Here is an 18,944-nt window from a genome sequence, read left to right on the forward strand (position 1 = left end):
GTTTTTACAAAGATTTACTGCATAAGAGATTGCCTTTATAAGGAGTCGACCTAATGCATATCCAATGCATTTCCCGGATATTTTTTATGTGAAAAATGCATATCGACTTGCGCCAACTCAGACACTTCATCGCCCTTGCCGAACAACGCAGCTTCGTCGCAGGCGCGCAGGCGGTGAACCTGTCGCAGTCGGCGTTCAGCCGCAGCATTCAGGCGCTGGAACACAGCGTCGGTTGTCAGTTGGTGGATCGCGGGCGCAAGGAATTGCCGCCGACCAAACAGGGCCAGGTGCTGCTTGAACACGCGCGGCGACTGGTCAGCGGTGCGCAGCAGATGGCCAACGAGATCAGCCAGTTCAACGGGCTGGAGGCGGGGGAATTGCGCTTCGGTTGCGGCCCGGCGCCGGCGGCAGGATTGATCCCGCGAGCGATCGGCAGCTTCATCGGCCGATACCCGAAAGCACGGGTGCATTACCAGGTTGATGACTGGCAGAGCCTGAGCAAACGGCTGCTGAGCGAAGAGTTCGAATTCTTCGTTGCCGACACTCGCCACTTCGAGGCAGATCCGGATTATCTGACCCACCGGTTGCGACCGCGCAAATGGCATTTCTGCTGCCGCGCCGGGCATCCGCTGGCCGCATCGGATCGAGTCACAGCCGAGCAATTGATGAGTTATCCACTGGCCGTCAGTATTCGCCCGCCGAATCTGCGCAAGGTCATCGTCGACCTCAGTGGTCGCCCGGATTTCGTTCCGAACGTGGAGTGCGAGAACAGCGCCAGCCTGCTCGGCGTGGTGTTGCGCTCCGATGCGATCGGCATCGTTGGCGCCTATTCGGATGCACTGCATCAGGCCCGGGGTGAGTTGGTGTGTTTGAAGGTCGAAGGGTTGGCAGATGATCTGGAAGAGCTTTACACCCGTTACGGAATTGTCAGCCGCGCCGGGTATCGGTTGTCGCCGCTGGCCGAGGCGATGATCGAGCAGATCAAGGCGATCGATGCGGTGGAAGAAGAGGTGTGTTCACTGGCGAACCTCGCCGTCTGAGCCCATGCGTTTCATGCATGGCAAGCATTCCCCGAATGCACTTGCCGAACACCCTCGCCGAAAGCGAAAAACCTCGCCTGTCTTTCTGACTGGTGAACCCCATGTCCAACCCGCAAAACCCCGTGCGCAACGTGCTGTACATCATGTGCGATCAACTGCGCCGCGATTACCTGTCCTGCTACGGCCACCCGCACCTGCACACCCCGAATATCGATCGCCTGGCCGCTGCCGGCGTGCGCTTCAGCCGCACCTATACACAGGGCACGATCTGCGGGCCGTCGCGGATGTCGGCCTACACCGGACGCTATGTCAGCAGCCATCAAGTGGCGTGGAACGCGGTGCCGCTGCCGCTGGAAGAACTGACCATCGGCGATTACCTGCGCCCCCACGGCATTCGTACTGCGCTGGTCGGCAAGACCCACGCCACGGCCAACGTGGATGCCTTGCAGCGGTTGGCGATCAACCCTGAAAGCGCCCAGGCCGAAGTGCTCAACGAAGTCGGCTTCGAGCCGTACTTTCGTCACGACGGCATCTTCCCCGACGACCCGCTGTTCGATGACAAACGCGAATCCGCGCCGTACACCCATTACCTGCGCGAGCAGGGTTTCGAAGGGCGCAACCCCTGGCACGACTGGGCCAACGCGGCCGAAGGCGACAACGGCGAAATCCTCAGCGGCTGGAAAATGCGCAATGCCCATTTGCCAGCGCGAATTCCCGAGCAACATTCAGAGACTGTCTACACTACAAATCGAGCCATCGACTTCATCGGTGAGCAAGGTGAAAAACCGTGGTTTTTACACCTGTCCTATATCAAACCCCACTGGCCCTACATCGTACCGGCGCCGTACCACACTTTGTACAGTACGAAATCGATTCTCGAACCGGTACGTAATGCCTCTCCAAGCGACCACCCGGTCTATCAGGCCTTTCGCCAGCATGAGGAAAGCCTGAATTTCTCCAAAGATCCGGTACGACTGAACGTGATCCCGACGTACATGGGCCTGGTCAAACAGGTCGATGATCAGTTGGGGCGGCTGTTCGATTTCCTGCAAAGCAACGGTCGCTGGGAGGACACGCTGATCGTGTTCACCAGCGATCACGGCGACTTTCTGGGCGATCACTGGCTGGGCGAGAAGGAGTTTTTGCTGGAGCAAGCGGTGGGCGTTCCATTGATCGTGCGCGATCCGCGTGCGGCGGCGGATGTCACGCGGGGCACGGTGGATGAACGCCTGGCGGAAACCATCGACGGGGTGCCGACCTTTCTCGAAGCGCTGGGCGTGACGGGGGCCGAGCATCGACTGGAGGGTCGCTCGTTGATTCCGCTGCTGCACGGTGAAAACCCTGACTGGCGCCGCTATGCGATCAGTGAATACGACTACGCCTTTCAGGCCCCGGCACGGGAGCGACTTGGCCAGCCGATCGACCGTTGCCGTATGACGATGGTGCGCAGCGAGCGCTGGAAATACCTGGCGTACGACGGCTTTCGGCCGCAGCTTTTCGACCTGTTGAATGACCCGCAGGAGCTGCAGGATCTGGGCGCGGATCCTGCGTATGCGGCTGTGCGCGAGGAGCATGCGGGGTATCTGTTCGAGTGGGTGCGCGGGCTGAAGCGGCGCACGACGATCAGTCATCAGGAGATTGATTTGCGGGGGCAGCGGTTTCGTTATGGGGAGCCGGAGACCGAGAAGCTCGTTCAGATTGGCGTTTGGTAGAGATCAAGCGAAGGCAAGAGCAAGAGCGCCCTCACCCTAACCCTCTCCCGGAGGGAGAGGGGACTGACCGCGGGATATTGGTGATTTGCGCTGACCTGTATGAGCTTTGCTGAATCCATAATCGACTTGATCTTTCAGGTCGATGTTCAGCGCCAGACACCTCGGTCAGCTCCCTCTCCCCTTGGGAGAGGGCTGGGGTGAGGGGCTTTTGATCTTCTGATCTTAATCGCGCCCTTTGATGGTCTGGCTACGCTGCCCATTCGCCCCAACCGGCACTTCCCCTTTCAGCGTCACCCGACGCACCACCCGATCCTGAGTGCCGTAATCATCAATCGCATAATGCTGAGTCGAACGGTTATCCCAGATCGCCACATCACCGGCCTTCCAGCGCCAGCGCACGACGTTCTCCTGGCGGATCACATGACTCTGCAGCAAGCCGAACAGGTGCGCCGAATCAGCCTGGGAATAGCCCTTGATGCGTTTGACGAAATGCCCCAGCAGCAAGCTCTTTTCGCCGCTGATCGGGTGCACACGCACCACCGGGTGCTCGGTCTCGTAGACGGTCGAGGTGAAGATCTTGCGATAGCGCTCGAGCTTCTCCGCCGACACGTCCGGCTTCACGGCGGCGTAGTCGTACTCGTTGCTGTGCACGGCCACCAGTTTGTCTGCCAGTTCGCGCAATTCAGTCGGCAATTCGTTGTACGCGGTCGCGGTGTTCGCCCACAGCGTGTCGCCACCGAACGCTGGAGCCACCACCGAGCGCAGGATCGAGGCTTTCGGGTAGGCATCGACGAAGGTCACGTCGGTGTGCCAGGAGTTGGCGCGCTGCCCTTCGGCGCCGTCCAGTTCCAGCAGGTAACGGGTGCCCTCGCGGGACGGCACGGTCGGGTGCGCCACGGGCTCGCCGAGCAGATGCGCGAAGGCTTCCTGACGTTGATCGTCGAGCTGAGTCTGCTCGCGGAAGAACACGACCTTGTACTGAATCAGCGCCTGTTGAATGGCTTCAATCGTCGCGGCATCCAGCTCACCGGACAGGTGCACGCCACGGATTTCGGCGCCGATACGGCCGGCCACCGGATGAATGTCCAGCGCGTGGACAGCGGGTTTTACAGCGAGTGCGGCATTGCTCATGGGTAGACCCTCATCGACTGCTTGCGGTTGGACGGCAGCGAAACAACGCTCTATCTATATTCTATTTACATCTAATAGATATTCACATGCTTCGTTGACGGAATAAGAGCTTGCATTTAAAACCTCAAGCAACCTCGTCGCAAATGCCTTCGAGCTATTTTTAGGATGCCGGAAAAGCATATGGATCTTCGCCAGTTGCGCTACTTCATCGCCCTCAACGAACACCGCAGTTTTGTCCGCGCGGCCGACGCCATGGGCATCACTCAACCGGCGTTCAGCCGCAGCATTCAAGGGCTGGAGCAGGAGTTCGGCTGCGTGCTGGTGGATCGCGGCAACAAGGATCTGCGCCCGACACCCGAAGGCCAGGTGGTGCTGCAACACGCCCTGACCCTGGTGCAGGGCGCGGCGTTGCTCAGCGCCGAAGTGACGCAGATGACCAAACTCGACGCCGGCGAACTGCACTTCGGTTGCGGCCCGGCGCCGGCGGTGAAACTGGTGCCGGACGCTGTGGCGCAATTCATCAATGCGCACCCGAAAGTGCGCACCTGTTTTCAGGTGGACAACTGGGAAAAACTCAGCCGCGCCCTGAGCCGTGAGGAGATCGAATTCTTCATCGCCGACATCCGCCATTTCGAGTCCGACCCAAACTTCCAGACCCAGCCGCTGACGCCCAAGCGCGGGGTGTTTTTCTGCCGGCCGGGGCATCCGCTGCTGGCCAAGGAAAGCCTGTCGACCAACGACATGTTCGACTATCCGCTGGCGACCACGCTGATCCCGCCGGGCATTCGCAAACTGCTGGCGAATCTCAGCGGTCGGATCGATTTTTCACCGACCATCGAGACCGAGCATTTTCCGGCGCTGGTGAAAGTGGTGCTGCAATCCAACGCGATTGGCGTGGGCACCGAGGAAGCGTTTGTCGAGGACATCGCCCAAGGCTCGCTGGCACTGCTGCACTGGCGCAATCTGCCGCAGAACCTGGAGAGCATGAATGCACGGTGCGGGATTGTGAGCCGCACGGGATTCCGGCTGTCACCGGCAGCGCGGGCGATGATCGAGACGCTGGTGGCAGTGGATAAACAGGCGATCAGCGTCGCGGTTTGAGGGTCATTCCCACGCCTTGCGCGGGAATGACCGCATGACTCAGAGCTTCGCAGCCGCCAGCTCTGGCGCCACCCACTCGTTCACCTTGAACGGCTTGCGAATCAGCTTCTGCTGCGCCGCCAGATCCACCTTGCCCTGCAGGTTTTCGAGGAACAGCGGATCCAGTGTCGACGGGAACACTTCGCTCAGATTCTGATCCTTCAGATCCTGGGTCAGGATCACCGGCGGATAGCTCGCGAGTCCCGACACAAGCTGCACGTAAGCGTCCTTGTTGCTGTCCTGAGTCAGCCACTCTACTGCCTGCTGCTGCGCCTTGAGCAGCTTCGCCACGGCTTCCGGATGCCCGTCGACAAACTTGCCGGTGCCCACCAGCACCGACTGCACACTGCCGGCGCCACCGAGGTCTTTGGTGTTAAGCGGCAACTCGGCCAAGCCTTTGGCCTGCAATGCAGTCAGCCCGGAGCTGCCCCACGACGCATCGATCTGCTTCGCCGCCAGCGCCGCAACCGCTGCGTTGAAATCGAGGTTGATCACCTTCACGTCCTTCTCGCTCAGGCCCACGCTGGCCAGCGCCGCATCGAACGACAATTGGGTCGCAGTGCCCCGGAAGATCGCCACGCGCTTGCCTTTGAGATCCTGCAGCGTCTTGATCCCCGAACCCGGCACGACGCCGAGGTATTGCTTCACGCCCCGGGCGCTGGCGCTGAGCAGGCGCGTATCCAGACCGTTGGATTTGCCGATGATGGCCGCCAGATCCCCCAGATAGGCCAGATCCACCTGGCCGTTGGCGAACGCTTCGTTGATCACAGGTCCGGCGCCCTTGAAGAAGCTCCACTGAATCTTGATGCCCTGCTCGGCGAAGGCCTTTTCGAAGATCTGCTGATCGCGCAGCACGTCCACGATGCCCCCGCCGCTGTGTTGAGTACCCGCGCTCAGATCAGGCACGGCAATCCTGATTTCCTTGAGCTCGTCGGCCTGGGCAGAGAACGCCAGCAGACCCGCCAGCGCCGGCGCGGCAAACAGACTGATGACACGTTTGAAGGGAAGGTTCATGGGTGCGGCTCCTGATCACGGCGGGCATTGAGGAGCCGAAAGTAGGCGCAATCCGTATCAGCGCTTAAATACTTAAAAAGCACATTTTTATAGCTTTTCAAGCTAAGCCAGCAAAGTCGGGACATGCAGAGCCGTATGCATGGAGAGCATCGAAAATATTCTTCGAATGCATTGGATGCGCGCAGGGCTGGAGGCCTTAAATGGCGCTGCTTATCTCCAAAATGATTATTCTACAACTCGCTTATAACAATTGGTTTTTAGCTAATTCCGCTGACTCGATCCAACCCGACAACGGAGGTCACCATGGCCCGTGAATCCCTGCTCAGCCTGCCACTGGCCGCACCGCCGTTGAAAAGCCGGCGCACCTGGCCAAGCCTGAGCCACCGCGTTTTACCCTGGATATTACCGCTCGGACTGTTCGCCCTGTGGTGGCTGGCGGCGCGCAATCAATGGATGAGCGAACAGATTCTGCCGGCGCCATCGCTGGTGTGGAACAGCGCGATCGAGCTGTCCCAGGGCGAGTTGTGGAGTCACTTGTGGATCAGCCTGCAACGGTTGTTCTGGGGACTGCTGGCGGGCGTCTCCGCCGGTGCGGTACTCGGTGCGGCGCTGGGTTTCAGCCGTCGCCTCGAACGCCTGATCTTCCCGACGTTCGCCGGCCTGGCCCAGGTGCCGACGCTGGCGTGGATTCCGTTGTTCATGGTGTTTTTCGGCATCGGCGAAACGCTGAAACTGGTTGTGCTGATCAAGGCCATCGTGGTGCCGGTGACCCTGCACACCCTGGTCGGCGTGCGTGACGCACAACCGAAACTGCGCGAAGCCGCCGCCGTGTTGCGCCTGCCGCCACGGTTGCTGATTCGCCGACTGGTGCTACCCGCCGCCCTGCCGGCGTTCATGGCCGGCGTACGCCTGGCACTGGCCGCTGGCTGGACTTCGTTGCTCGCCGTCGAGCTGCTGGCCTCGAGCGAAGGCATCGGTTACCTGATGGTCTGGGCGCGTCAGCTGTTCATGCTCGACATCGTCTTCGTGTGCATCGTGGTGATCGGTCTGATCGGCGTGGCGATGGATCGCGGCATCGGTCTGCTGGACAGGAAACTGGTGCACTGGCCGCACCCAGCCACGGCGGAGATTCGTCGCGGCCCGCGCTACGAAGGCTGGCAGCGCGTACAGCCGTGGCTGCTGCCGCTGGCGCTGTTTGCGCTGTGGCAACTGGCGGTCGATCAGCAATGGATCGATGCCAACATTCTGGTCAGTCCGTGGGTGGTGCTTGAGGCGACGAAAAACGGATTGCTCGACGGCACGTTGATCTCGGGCATGGCCCTGAGCCTGGGCCGCACACTCGGTGGCCTGTTGATTGGCGGCGGCCTCGGCCTCGTGTTGGGTTTGCTGCTGGGTCTATCGCGCACCAGCGAACGCGTGCTCGGCCCGACCCTCGCCGCCCTGCGCCAGATCGCAATTTTCGCCTGGGTGCCGTTGCTCACCGCCTGGTTCGGTCTGGGCGAACTGGCGAAGTGGGTGTTCGTCGCCCTCGCCGCTTTTTTTCCGTTGTTTGTCGCGACCCAACGCAGCGTCGCCAACCTCTCGCCGCAACTCAACGAAGCCGCGCAAGTGCTGCGCCTGAACCTCGCTCAACGCCTGCGTCGACTGGTATTGCCGGGCGCCGCGCCGGGGATTTTCGCCGGCCTGCGCCTGAGCCTGATCTACGCCTGGCTCGGCACCATCGGCGCCGAATACTTCATGCCGTCCAATGGCGGCATCGGCAGCCAGATGATCGGCGCCCAACAACTGCTGCGCATGGACCTGATCATGGCCGGGATGCTGCTGGTCGGCCTTACCGGCGCCCTGCTCAACCTCATTGGCCAACGCCTGGAAATCCGCGCCACCCGCTGGAGACACGCATGAACGCACCGATTGTCAGCTTCAACCATGTAGGCAAATCCTTCGACGTCGACGGTTTCGAACTGGAGGCGATCCGCGAATTCAACCTCGACATCGCCGAGGGCGAATTCGTCGCCATCGTCGGCTCCAGCGGCTGCGGCAAATCCACCTTGCTGCGCTTGCTGGTGGGCCTCGATACGCAATTTCGCGGGCAGATCACAGTCGATGGCAAAGCCGTCAGCGGCATTGGCGGCGAGCGCGGCATCGTGTTTCAGGAACACCGTTTGTTCCCGTGGCTGACGGTGGCCGACAACATCGGTCTGGGCCTGGTCAACGAGCCGCTGAGCGCCGCTGAAAAGCAGCAACGCATCAACGATTTCATCGAACTGGTGGGCCTGCGCGACTTCACTCGCGCCTACCCGCATCAACTTTCCGGCGGCATGGCCCAGCGCGTGGCGATTGCTCGCGGACTGGTGGCGAGCCCACGGATCCTGCTGCTCGACGAACCCTTCGGCGCCCTCGACGCGCTGACCCGCCAGCAGATGCAGGACGAGCTGCTGGCGATTCGCGAGCGGGCAAAAATCACCACGATTCTGGTCACTCACGATGTCGAGGAAGCGATTTTCCTCGCCGACCGCGTAGTGGTCATGGAACCGCGCCCCGGCCGGATCAAACAGGTGGTGGACATCGCCCTGCCCCATCCGCGCCAGCGCAGCAGTTTCGACTTCCACCAGTTGCGCGAAGAACTGCTGCACGAACTGACCAGTGACGACCATTACCAACCGAGCGCACCGGTGCAGATCCGCGATCTGCCGCTGTCGTTCATTGCCTGCTGAACAGGAGCCTGTTGATGCCGCAACGTCCCAACTTTCTGGTGATTCTGGCCGATGACCTCGGCTTCTCCGACATCGGAGCCTTCGGCGGCGAAATCGCCACGCCGAACCTCGATGCCCTGGCCAATAATGGCCTGCGCCTGACCGACTTTCACACCGCCCCGACCTGCTCGCCGACTCGCTCGATGCTGCTCACCGGCACCGATCATCACATCGCAGGCATCGGCACCATGGCCGAAACCCTGACCCCGGAGCTGATCGGCAAACCGGGTTACGAAGGCTATCTCAACGACCGTGTGGTCGCGCTGCCGGAGTTGCTGCGCGAGGCCGGTTACCAGACCTTGATGAGCGGCAAATGGCACCTGGGCCTGACCGCCGAACTGGCGCCTCACGCCCGAGGCTTCGAGCGCTCGTTCTCGTTGCTGCCCGGCGCGGCGAACCACTACGGATTCGAACCGACCTACGATGAACACACGCCCGGCCTGCTGAAATCCACCCCGGCGCTGTACATCGAGGACGACACGTTCATCGACGAATTGCCGAAGGATTTCTATTCCTCCGACGCCTTCGGCGACAAGCTGTTGCAGTACCTCAAGGAGCGTGACCAGAGCCGGCCGTTCTTCGCGTACCTGCCATTTTCCGCACCGCACTGGCCGTTGCAGGCGCCAGCGGACATCGTCGAAAAATACCGTGGCCGCTACGACGCGGGGCCGGAAGTGCTGCGCCTCGAGCGTCTGGAAAAACTCAAGTCGCTGGGATTGATCGAGCCGGATGTCGAACCGCATCCGCTGATCCAGCTGACCGCGCAATGGGACGCGCTGAGCGATGAGCAAAAGCAGATTTCCGCCCGGGCGATGGAAGTCTACGCCGCGATGGTCGAGCGCATGGACTGGAACATCGGCCGCGTCGTCGATTACCTGCGCCAGCAGGGCCAGCTCGACAACACCTTCATCCTGTTCATGTCCGACAACGGTGCCGAAGGCGCGCTGCTGGAGGCCTTCCCGAAATTCGGTCCGGAGCTGGTGACCTACCTGAGCCAGCATTACGACAACAGCCTCGACAACATCGGCCGCGCCAATTCCTACGTCTGGTACGGGCCGAACTGGGCGCAGGTGGCGACCGCGCCGTCACGCCTGTTCAAGGCGTTCACCACCGAGGGCGGGATTCGCGTTCCGGCGCTGCTGCATTATCCGCAGCTGCCGCTGAAGGGGCAGATCAGCCATGGTTTCGGCACGGTAATGGATATCACGCCGACCATCCTTGATCTGGCCGGCGTGCGCCATCCGGGCAAGCAATGGCACGGTAAACCGGTGGCGCCGTTGCGCGGTAAATCGTGGCTGGGGTTCTTGTCCGGCGAAACGGCGCAGGTGCATGACGAGCACACGGTGACCGGCTGGGAGTTGTTCGGGCGCCGGGCGATTCGGCAGGGGCAGTGGAAGGCGGTGTGGATTCCCGGGCCAGTGGGGCCGGCGACTTGGCAGCTTTACGATCTGGGCAGTGATCCGGGGGAGATTCATGACCTGGCGTCGAGTCAGCCGCAGAAGCTTGAAGCGCTGATCGAGCATTGGCAGCGGTATGTGGAGGAGACCGGGGTGGTTTTGAGTGAGTCGCCGTTTCAGCCGGATTGATACTCAGATCAAGAGCTGCCCTCACCCCAGCCCTCTCCCGGAGGGAGAGGGAGCCTACCGAGGTGTCTTTCGCTATACATCGACCTGAAATACCTAGTCGATTATGGATTCGGTAAAGCACTTTCAAGTCGGTGTATTTCCCAAATATCCCCCAATCAGTCCCCTCTCCCCCCGGGAGAGGGTTAGGGTGAGGGCTGGCTCTCAATCCAAACATGCAAAGTCAGTTCACCTCGATCGCCTTACCCGCCAACCCCTCATTTTCCTTGCGAACAAACCTGTTCGCCCGCCCGAACGTCCCGAAATCATTAAACCGAACCCCCATCTCCCGCATCACCTTATGCGCCACCGGCACCGTCAGCTGGCGAATGTAGAACGGCTCCTTCACCACAAAATGATGAATCCCGTGACTGCTGCCGAAGTTGAAGCAGAACGCCTGCAACGGCCACAGCCACCACGGGTTCAACACCTGGCACTGCTGAAGCACATTACCCGGCTCCACATCCCCGTAGTAATGCATGTTCGAGCTGATGAAGTGCAGGCAGAAGGTGCGCAATACATTCGGGCCAATGATCACCACGGCGGCGATGTCGATCACTTGCATCACCGACAACGTGGTCGCCGACCATTCGATCGGCGAGCCCATCAGGTAGGCGATCCCGTTGGCCGCATGGAACCCGAGAAACACATACCACGCCCCCCAATGCACCAGCGCCAGCGGCGCGTAGACCTTCAAAGTGCGTTTGATGATGCTGAACTTGTGCGCCCAGGTTTTGGCCCGCAGCATGCGGATGAACGCCGACATCACGTTGTCACCGACCATCAGCAACCGCGCGAAACCCCAAGGCTCGCCGTTGGTGATTGCCCGTTCTTCCATGTCGGTTTCAGTGCCGGACACCTTGTGATGATTGAGGTGCAAATGACGGCGGATCCACGGGTTGATCGTGCTCGGCCGCGCCAGCCATACCAGGCCCATCATCAGGTTGTGCGGCACCCGCTGTTTGCGGAAATACATGCTGTGAATCAGGTCGTGTTCGAGCTCATGGGTCAGCGAGGCGAAAAACGCGTTGAGCAACAGGCACGCCCACCACGCCATGTGCCCGGTGATATAGAGCGCCGCCGAACCGATCATCCCCGCCAGGGCAAAGGCCAGAATCCCCGCGCCGAGGGCGTCCTGATGCTTGAGAATCGGGTAGTGCTCGCGCAGCTCGACGCCCTTCGCCAGCACCACTTCGCGAATATGCGCTGATCGCTGGGCAGCATTGTGTCGCTGGGGACTTGCAGAAGTACGGTCCATGCTTCCATCCTCTGGTTATTGATGTTCGTATCCTGCCCCGCGCGGATTCCGAACGCGGTAGCCGAGAACGCCAACCTGTTGACCGGAAGCGCCAATCAGCATGAAGGAACCGACTTCTCTCGCCAGCTGGACCCGTGCCCTGCGCAAGCAACTCGATGCGCTGGGGCTGGACAGCACTGCCCTGTGCCAGCAGGCCGGGCTCGATCCGCAACTGATGGACGACCCGAACGCCCGCTATCCGTTGTCCGCGACCACACGCCTGTGGGAAATCGCGGTGCAGGTCAGCGGTGATCCGGCGATTGGTTTGCGAGTGTCGCGGTTCGTCAGCCCCACGACGTTTCACGCATTGGGCTATGCGTTGGTGGCCAGCGGCAGCCTGCGGGAAGTGTTCGAGCGGATCGTGCGTTATCACCAGGTGGTCAGCGACGCGCTGGAGCTGGAGCTGACCCGCACCGAAGACCGCTATCGGTTTCGCCTGAAAATTCCGGCCGACAACCCGGCGCCCGCCTTCGAGGCCATCGACGCGTTTGCGGCGATCTACGTGCGCACCTGCCGCAATCGCCTGGGCCGCGACTACGCACCATTGGCGGTGTATCTACGTCGCCCGGAACCAGCCGATGCGCATCAATGGCACAAGGTGTTCCGCTCGCCGGTGCATTTTTCCGCCGAAGAAGACCGCATCGAATTCGCCCTCACCGACTTCGACAGTCACCTCGACGACGCCAACCCGGAACTGGCCGAGCACAATGAAGCGGTGCTCAAACGCACCCTCGCCCAGCTCAAGCCACTGACCTGGGAGCGCAAGGTACGCGACGCCATCGAAGAACAACTGCCCGAAGGCGAACCCAGCGCCGAACGAATCGCCCAGGCCCTGCACCTGAGCCTGCGCAGCCTGCAACGGCACCTGGCGGACGAGGGTTGTCGCTTCGATACCCTGCTGAATGAAAGCCGCGAGAACCTCGCACTGCTGCACCTGCGCGATCCGCAATGCTCGCTGAGCGAGGTCAGTTATCTGCTCGGATTCGCCGATACGAGCAGCTTCAGCCGCGCGTTCAAACGCTGGACGGGGATGACGCCGGGGCAGTTTCGGGATCAGTTGCGCTGAGCGCACATGGGCATTCAACCCTTGGTCAGACTGCGTTCAATCCCGGACTCCCACTGCTCGATCATTGCCGTACCCACCTCGGCGAACGACTGATGACTTCGGCAATGCTCGAGCATTTCCGCCATCGCCGCCTGCATGCCATGAACAACCTGCTGCAGTAGTTCATTGCACCGGCCTTCAGTGAGATTGCACGCCGTACGGCCGAAACGGATGAGCGCCTTGTGCTTGGGCCATGCCTTCGACCCGCCCAGCAGCAAGGCCAGGCTGTCGTTCCTGATGTAAACCGATGTGGTGATGATGTCGTAAGCCGGGGCCAGCCGGATTGAGGCCTGCGCGCCGCAATGGTCATACAGCACACCGAAGTTCTTCAGATGTGCATCGCCGTTTTTCAGTCCCGCTGACAGCGCCACGATCTTGAAAAAAGCTTCCAGCGCCTGACTCAACAGCGCAGGCGAAACAAAGGCCTTGATCTGTCGGGCAGCGCCTTCGTAAGAACCATCGTATTTGGCTCTGGAAGGCCAGCCATTGAGCACGCAAAAGTCCTCGAAACCCAGATAGCCATGCTCAATCAGGTCAAAACGCTCGACCACCAGAAACTTGCCCTGCTCACTCAATTCAAACTTTGGCACTTCAAGTCCGCTAAGCGTTGCGGCGCGCATACAGAAGTACTCGTTGGTCGCCAGCTCGGGAAACTCCTCGGGCCGGAAGGCTTTGACCAGATGTGTGGAGCCTCGGTGAGTCAGGCGATCAACGGCTGCCGCGCTATCGCGTACCAGCACTTTGGGCTGCACGCCCGAAACCCCGGAGTATTGGCCGTACTTCTGTAGCAAGTCATCGAACAGTCCCTGGGCACCGTCATGCACCAAAAGCTCGGCCAGTGACGTTTCGGGCTGACGCTCGGTTGCCGACTCGCTGGTAATCGCCAGCCGTCCCAACTGATGCGGTCCGACAATAGCGAGCAAGGCGAAATCATCAAAACCGCGCACTGCCTTACTGAAGCGTCGAACCAGCTCATCGCGCAACGCGCCTTCCGGCAGATTCATTTCGAAAACGGGATGAATGCCCCGCTCCCAGCCGTAGCTCTCCAGCCGGGTCGGCATTGTCAGCGACACCGCATTTTCGTCGATCGCGTCCTCGCGATAGCTGAACACACTATCCATGCCCGGCTGCCCTCGACCGAGCGTTCCGACCGGGCTATCAGCGACGGTGATATGCAACCGATCTGTCGGCTCAGTCATGGAAATTGACCTTCTGCAACGCGTCGAGTGTCGGGCGTTGCGCTCTCACGGGGACCGCAGTCAGCTCATAGCCAAAGCCGTTGAGGATCGCCTCGACTTTGCGCAGACCAATTTCAGAAATCGTATTGTTTTCGATACCCGAAATGGTGGCACGGCTCATGCCGTAACGTTGCGCCAGCGCCTGTTGCGAGAGTTTTTGCGCTTTGCGCAGAGTTCTGATCAGTTCGCCCAACTGTTCCATGACACACCAGTGCATTATATGCAGTGTAATAAAGCGTATTTAAAGTATATGCATCGTATTTGATGCCAATTCAGGGCGAGTCTAGCTCAGATGAAACGGCATGTGCGGGTCAATTAGCGACTGGTTACAAATCCAAGCTCAAAAACCGTACCCGCTGCATCACTGCTGACCCGCACCCGCCCCCCATGCAACTGCATGATCGACTGCACGATCGCCAACCCCAACCCACCGGAATCTCCCGGCTCCGCGCGGGACGGGTCGACGCGGTAGAAGCGGTCGAACAGTTTGCCTAGGTGCTCATCCGCGATGACCGGGCCGAGGTTGTGGACTTGCAGCCAGCACATGCCCGGCTCATCGCGCCGGCACAGGCTGATGACCGAGCCGGCATCGCCATGGCGTACCGCGTTGGCCAACAGATTGCCCAAGGCGCGTTGCAGCAGTTGCTGATCCGCCAGCAACGCTCCGCTGAACGTGTTTTCCAAGCGGATTTCCCGGTCATCGGCCAGGGCTTCGAAGTAGTCGCACAACTCATCGCCGATTTCGTGCAGTTCCAGCGTGCGCAGATCGAGCGCCCGCTCGGCCTGCTCTGCGCGGGCGAGAAACATCAGGTTTTCGGCCATGCGCTTGAGCCGCTCGAACTCTTCCATGTTCGACGCCAGCACTTCCTGATACTCGGCGCTGCTGCGCGGGTAATTCAGTGCCTGGCCGTTGCTCGCGAGCAAGGTGTGCAGGGGCGTGCGGATTTCGTGAGCAAGGTCGGCGGAAAACTGTGAAAGGCGCTGGAAGCCGTCGTCCAGCCGCCCGAGCATGCCGTTCAGCGCGTGCACCGGTTCCAGCAATTCCGCTGGCGTGCCGGCGGTGGGGACGCGTTGGTCGAGGCTGCGCAGGTCGATTCCGCGCAGTGCTTCACTCAGCTTGCGCAGAGGTCGCAAACCTCGGCGCAACAGCACCAGACCCAGCGTGAAGGCGAGCACGGCACCCAGGCCGACGGCCAGATACAAGCGCAGGCGATAGCTGCCGAGCATCTGCTCGCGCTCGCTCAAGACCTTGCCGGCGATCACGGTCAGCGCTTCGCCGTTCGGGCCTTGGGCCTGACCTGATAACAGGGCAAGCTCGACACCGTCGGGCGCCTGCCAGGTCAGCACATCACGGCGTTGCGGCGGTTGATCCCGGGGGATGGCCTGCACGAGCGGCAGTGCACGTTGGCGAGGGTTGATCGTGATCACATTCGAGCCGTCCGCTCGTTGCACCAGCAGCAGACTGTCGAGATTGCCGAGCATGTTCTGGTACAGCCGTGGCCGCGCCTGCAAGGCGTCGAGGCTGTCACTGTCGGCGAGCAGCGCGCGCACCTGTTCCAGACGACCGAGCAACGCCATGTCGTCGCGCCAGGCGATTTCCGAGGCCAGCGAGCGATACAGGAACACGCCAATCGCGCTGAGCACCAGCGCGCAGACGGCAGCGAACGCCAGGGCCAGGCGCCAGGCGATGGATCTAGCGCGCATCGTCTGGCGCTTCGAGTTGATAGCCGACCCCGCGCACGGTGTGGATCAGTTTGGGCATGTACGGATCATCGACTTTCGAACGCAAGCGGCGCACTGCGACTTCGACCATGTTGGTGTCGCTGTCGAAATTCAGGTTCCACACCTGCGAAGCGATCAGCGTGCGCGACAGTACTTCACCCTGACGGCTGGCGAGCAAATGCAGCAGGGCGAATTCCTTGTTGGTCAGGGCGATGCGCTGGCCGCCCCGGCTGACCCGACGGCGCAGCACGTCGATTTCCAGATCGGCGATGCTGTACGACTCGGCTTCGCGCATCGGCCCGCGCCGCAACAACGTGCGCACCCGCGCCAGCAATTCGGCGAAGGCGAACGGCTTGAGCAAATAGTCATCGGCCCCTAGTTCGAGACCTCGCACGCGATCTTCGATGGCGTCCTTCGCCGTCAGGAACAGCACCGGCGTGGCGCCACGCTGACGGATCAGCTGCAGCAGTTGCCAGCCATTGAGGCCCGGCAGCATCACGTCGAGGATGATCAGGTCATATGCCTGCTGCTCAATGAAGTAGCGTCCATCGAGGCCATTCAGTGCCACGTCCACGGCAAAACCCGACTCGCCCAGCCCTTTGGCGAGGAAATTCGCGGTTTTGGCTTCATCTTCTACGACCAGCAAACGCATGGCACACCTCGATTATTCAGAGGCACAGGCTAGGCCCCTTCGGCGGCGTTGCCCATTACAAACTTGTAATCCGGCTGACGAGGTTTCGACGGGAACCGGCGGATAAGGTGGCGGCCTTCGCTTTTGGAGCCTGCCCATGACCGTCAAATACTTGATTGCCAGCCTGACAATCGGCCTCAGCAGCGCTGCGTTTGCTGCGCCTGAGCTGCCCCGTCACGCCGATCTCGATCTGAAAACCGCACGGCTGCTGGCCGACACAGCGCTGGAAAACTGCAACGGCACGGTGTCGGTGCTCGACCGTGGCGGCAACCTGCTGGTGACCTTGCGCGGCGACGGTATCGGCCCGCACAACACCGCCGCCAGCCAACGCAAGGCCTACACCGCGCTGTCGACGAAATCCCCGACCCGGCTGTTCGCCGAGCGCGCCCGAAGCAACCCGGAAACCGCCAACCTCAACACTCTCGATGAATTGCTATTGCTCGGTGGCGGCATCCCGTTGTTTGCCGGCAAAGAACTGGTCGGCGCCATGGGCGTGGCCGGTTCCGGCGGCGGCGAGCAGGACGAGAACTGCGCGATCAAGGCTGCCAAAATCGTCGGCCTGTCCATCAACCATATTTGAACCCAGGAGCATCACCATGACCCCACTGCGCATGACTTTCGCCGCGCTTGGCTTGAGCGCTTTTTCGAGCCTGGCGCTGGCCGCCGGCAACCCGCTGAGCGTGCACGTACTCAATCTGGAAAACGGCCTGCCGTCGCCAGGCATCCACGTGACGCTTGAACGTCATGTCGGCCAGGACTGGCAGCCGCTGGCGCAGGGCACCACCAATGAACAAGGACGGATCGCCGAGCTGTTCCCGGCGAACAAACCGTTCGAGGCGGGTGAATATCGGGTGGTGTTCAAGACTGGCGAGTACTTCGAGAAGACGAAGCACGAGACATTTTTTCCGGAGATTCCGGTGATCTTTAAAGTGAAGCAGACAGATCAGCACTATCACATTCCGCTGCTGCTCAGCCCGTATGGCTTCTCGACTTATCGCGGTTCGTAAGCCACATACAATCCCCTGTGGGAGCGGGCTTGCCCGCGATGGCGTCGGGTCAATCGACATAGAGGAATCTGACAGACCTCAATCGCGGGCAAGCCCGCTCCCACAGGGATAGTGGTGAAACTAAAGGGTCGCCAGCGCGCGCAATCGCGCGGCGTCGAGGATTTCGATCTCGCCATAACTCAAGCCGATAATCCCCTGCCCCTGCAACTCCTTGAGGATCTGGTTGGTGGTCTGCCGCGACAGCGACAGCATCGACGCCAGCTGCTCCTGGGGCAGTTGCAGCACCCGGCGTGGCGGATCCAGTTCGCCGTAGCCTTCGGCGATCATCAGCAAGCGATGGGCCAGTCGCGCCGGGGCCGGCAGCAGGCTCAGCTGTTCGAGATTGATGAAGGTCAGGCGCAGTTTGTGGCTCATCAACAGAGCGAGATGCCGCCAGTAGACGGGGTGCTCGTCGAGCAGTTTCAGCAGCGTGGCCTGGGGAATGTTCAGCAGGGTACAAGGCCCGACCGCGTAAGCGTCATGGGTGCGGGGCTGACCGTCGAACAGGCAGATTTCGCCGAACCAGTGCGGCGCCTCCACCAGACTCAGCAACGCCTCCTTGCCCTGCTCGCTGACCGCGCCGATGCGTACCGCGCCGTCGAGCACCGCGTACAGCCCGCACGGCGCGTCGCCGCGCTGGAACAAGCGCTGCCCTGCCGCCAGCCGCCGCTCCCGGGCCGCCGCCAGCAGACTATCCTGAAAGGACGAAGGCAGATGACTGAACCATTGCCCGGTCAGCAGGCGCTCGCGCCAGACCTTATCCATGCGTTCTCCTAAAGATTGTCGCCTGCCTGACAGAGCGAACCGTGAACCCGGGGCATGATTCGATCACCCTACAGGAGGAACAACAATGAAAAGCCTCGTCGATCATTTGAGTCAATACGCCGCTTACCACCGTGACCCGCGCAACATCGCCAGCCACTTTATCGGGATTCCGCTGATTGTGGTGGCGGTGGCCGTGCTCTTGTCGCGGCCGGAATGGTCGGTGGGCGGATTGTGGATTTCCCCGGCGGTGATTGCCGCCCTTGCTTCGGCGTGGTTTTACCTGCGTCTGGAACTAAAGCTCGGGATGTTGATGACCGTGTTGATGGGGCTATCGGTCTGGGCCGGGCATGTTCTGGCGCAGCAGAGCACCATGGTCTGGCTCAGCAGCGGTCTGGCGATGTTCGTGATCGGCTGGGTGATCCAGTTTGTCGGGCACCATTACGAGGGGCGCAAACCGGCGTTCGTCGATGACTTGAGCGGGTTGATTGTCGGGCCGCTGTTTGTGGTGGCCGAGCTGGCGTTCATGCTCGGGATGCGCCATGAGCTGAAAGAGCAGATCGAGGCGCGGGCGGGTGTGGTGCGGGTCAATCCGAATCGCGCGGCTGTCTGAACCACAGGCTGATTCGCTCGTTCCCACGCTCTGCGTGGGAATGAATCCCGTGACGCTT

General features: G+C 61.2%; 18 protein-coding genes. 10 read left to right on the forward strand and 8 right to left on the reverse strand.

The genetic code is table 11. The features are described 5' to 3' along the window. The first annotated feature begins 95 nt into the window (after positions 1 to 95). Together M5G18_RS13745 and M5G18_RS13750 are read left to right on the forward strand one after the other, a co-directional pair. A complete protein-coding gene (locus tag M5G18_RS13745) occupies positions 96 to 1,040 on the forward strand; it encodes a LysR family transcriptional regulator (protein ID WP_127796589.1) in 945 nt (314 codons plus the stop codon). A 101-nt stretch (positions 1,041 to 1,141) separates the two neighbouring features. Then, the gene (locus M5G18_RS13750; protein ID WP_273897909.1) at positions 1,142 to 2,752 is read left to right on the forward strand and encodes an alkaline phosphatase family protein; all 1,611 of its coding nucleotides are present in this window, start codon (positions 1,142 to 1,144) and stop codon (positions 2,750 to 2,752) included. 222 nt (positions 2,753 to 2,974) lie between these two features. Here M5G18_RS13750 and M5G18_RS13755 read toward each other — a convergent pair whose 3' ends face one another. Next, positions 2,975 to 3,883 carry a TauD/TfdA dioxygenase family protein gene (locus tag M5G18_RS13755; protein ID WP_273897908.1) on the reverse strand — a complete coding sequence of 303 codons (909 nt, stop codon included), beginning with the start codon at positions 3,881 to 3,883 and terminating at the stop codon, positions 2,975 to 2,977. Between the two features lie 180 nt (positions 3,884 to 4,063). Between M5G18_RS13755 and M5G18_RS13760 the strand changes: the two genes are divergently transcribed. Then, positions 4,064 to 4,984, forward strand: coding sequence for a LysR family transcriptional regulator (locus M5G18_RS13760; protein ID WP_041475105.1), 921 nt, complete (start codon positions 4,064 to 4,066; stop codon positions 4,982 to 4,984). 39 nt (positions 4,985 to 5,023) lie between these two features. On the opposite strand, the gene M5G18_RS13765 is transcribed toward M5G18_RS13760, so the two are convergent. Continuing rightward, positions 5,024 to 6,037, reverse strand: coding sequence for an ABC transporter substrate-binding protein (locus M5G18_RS13765; protein ID WP_273897906.1), 1,014 nt, complete (start codon positions 6,035 to 6,037; stop codon positions 5,024 to 5,026). Positions 6,038 to 6,340: 303 nt separating this feature from the next. Between M5G18_RS13765 and M5G18_RS13770 the strand changes: the two genes are divergently transcribed. The 3 genes from M5G18_RS13770 to M5G18_RS13780 are packed head-to-tail and all read left to right on the forward strand — an operon-like array spanning position 6,341 to position 10,376. After that, on the forward strand, positions 6,341 to 7,939 hold the full coding sequence (locus M5G18_RS13770; RefSeq protein WP_273897904.1) for an ABC transporter permease: 1,599 nt from the start codon (positions 6,341 to 6,343) through the stop codon (positions 7,937 to 7,939). After that, positions 7,936 to 8,751, forward strand: coding sequence for an ABC transporter ATP-binding protein (locus M5G18_RS13775; RefSeq protein ID WP_007952799.1), 816 nt, complete (start codon positions 7,936 to 7,938; stop codon positions 8,749 to 8,751). Before M5G18_RS13770 ends, M5G18_RS13775 begins: the two co-directional genes overlap by 4 nt. 14 nt (positions 8,752 to 8,765) lie before the next feature. Further along, positions 8,766 to 10,376, forward strand: a complete 1,611-nt coding sequence (locus tag M5G18_RS13780; protein WP_273897901.1) for an arylsulfatase — start codon at positions 8,766 to 8,768, stop codon at positions 10,374 to 10,376. A gap of 220 nt (positions 10,377 to 10,596) precedes the next feature. On the opposite strand, the gene M5G18_RS13785 is transcribed toward M5G18_RS13780, so the two are convergent. Next, positions 10,597 to 11,670, reverse strand: a complete 1,074-nt coding sequence (locus M5G18_RS13785; protein ID WP_273897899.1) for a fatty acid desaturase — start codon at positions 11,668 to 11,670, stop codon at positions 10,597 to 10,599. 100 nt (positions 11,671 to 11,770) lie between these two features. Here M5G18_RS13785 and M5G18_RS13790 point away from each other — a divergent pair, with 100 nt between their 5' ends. Beyond that, a complete protein-coding gene (locus M5G18_RS13790) occupies positions 11,771 to 12,775 on the forward strand; it encodes an AraC family transcriptional regulator (protein WP_114880978.1) in 1,005 nt (334 codons plus the stop codon). Positions 12,776 to 12,789: 14 nt separating this feature from the next. Here the strand turns inward: M5G18_RS13790 and M5G18_RS13795 are convergent, their stop codons facing one another. The 4 genes from M5G18_RS13795 to M5G18_RS13810 all read right to left on the reverse strand — a co-directional run bounded on the left by M5G18_RS13795 (position 12,790) and on the right by M5G18_RS13810 (position 16,426). Beyond that, entirely contained in the window at positions 12,790 to 14,013 is a 1,224-nt protein-coding gene (locus M5G18_RS13795; RefSeq protein WP_273897896.1) for a type II toxin-antitoxin system HipA family toxin, read from the reverse strand. Further along, positions 14,006 to 14,254, reverse strand: coding sequence for a helix-turn-helix domain-containing protein (locus M5G18_RS13800; RefSeq protein WP_085746304.1), 249 nt, complete (start codon positions 14,252 to 14,254; stop codon positions 14,006 to 14,008). The genes M5G18_RS13795 and M5G18_RS13800 overlap by 8 nt, the downstream gene beginning before the upstream one ends. A 113-nt stretch (positions 14,255 to 14,367) precedes the next feature. Then, a complete protein-coding gene (locus M5G18_RS13805) occupies positions 14,368 to 15,756 on the reverse strand; it encodes a heavy metal sensor histidine kinase (RefSeq protein ID WP_273897894.1) in 1,389 nt (462 codons plus the stop codon). Beyond that, positions 15,746 to 16,426 (reverse strand): heavy metal response regulator transcription factor, encoded by a 681-nt coding sequence (locus M5G18_RS13810; RefSeq protein ID WP_007952810.1) that lies wholly within the window; start codon positions 16,424 to 16,426, stop codon positions 15,746 to 15,748. Before M5G18_RS13810 ends, M5G18_RS13805 begins: the two co-directional genes overlap by 11 nt. A 136-nt stretch (positions 16,427 to 16,562) precedes the next feature. Between M5G18_RS13810 and M5G18_RS13815 the strand changes: the two genes are divergently transcribed. Together M5G18_RS13815 and uraH are read left to right on the forward strand one after the other, a co-directional pair. Then, positions 16,563 to 17,045 carry a GlcG/HbpS family heme-binding protein gene (locus M5G18_RS13815; protein ID WP_273897892.1) on the forward strand — a complete coding sequence of 161 codons (483 nt, stop codon included), beginning with the start codon at positions 16,563 to 16,565 and terminating at the stop codon, positions 17,043 to 17,045. Positions 17,046 to 17,061: 16 nt separating this feature from the next. Continuing rightward, complete coding sequence (gene uraH / locus M5G18_RS13820) at positions 17,062 to 17,472, forward strand: hydroxyisourate hydrolase (protein WP_273897891.1); 411 nt, start codon at positions 17,062 to 17,064, stop codon at positions 17,470 to 17,472. Between the two features lie 120 nt (positions 17,473 to 17,592). Here uraH and M5G18_RS13825 read toward each other — a convergent pair whose 3' ends face one another. Further along, positions 17,593 to 18,276 carry a Crp/Fnr family transcriptional regulator gene (locus tag M5G18_RS13825; protein WP_007952814.1) on the reverse strand — a complete coding sequence of 228 codons (684 nt, stop codon included), beginning with the start codon at positions 18,274 to 18,276 and terminating at the stop codon, positions 17,593 to 17,595. Between the two features lie 85 nt (positions 18,277 to 18,361). On the opposite strand from M5G18_RS13825, the gene M5G18_RS13830 reads away from it, so the two are divergent. After that, on the forward strand, positions 18,362 to 18,886 hold the full coding sequence (locus M5G18_RS13830) for an Mpo1 family 2-hydroxy fatty acid dioxygenase (RefSeq protein ID WP_273897888.1): 525 nt from the start codon (positions 18,362 to 18,364) through the stop codon (positions 18,884 to 18,886). Positions 18,887 to 18,944 lie beyond the last annotated feature (58 nt).

Origin of the sequence: Pseudomonas aphyarum (assembly GCF_028657055.1) — a bacterium.
In the GTDB taxonomy this organism is placed as follows: Bacteria; Pseudomonadota; Gammaproteobacteria; order Pseudomonadales; family Pseudomonadaceae; genus Aquipseudomonas; species Aquipseudomonas aphyarum.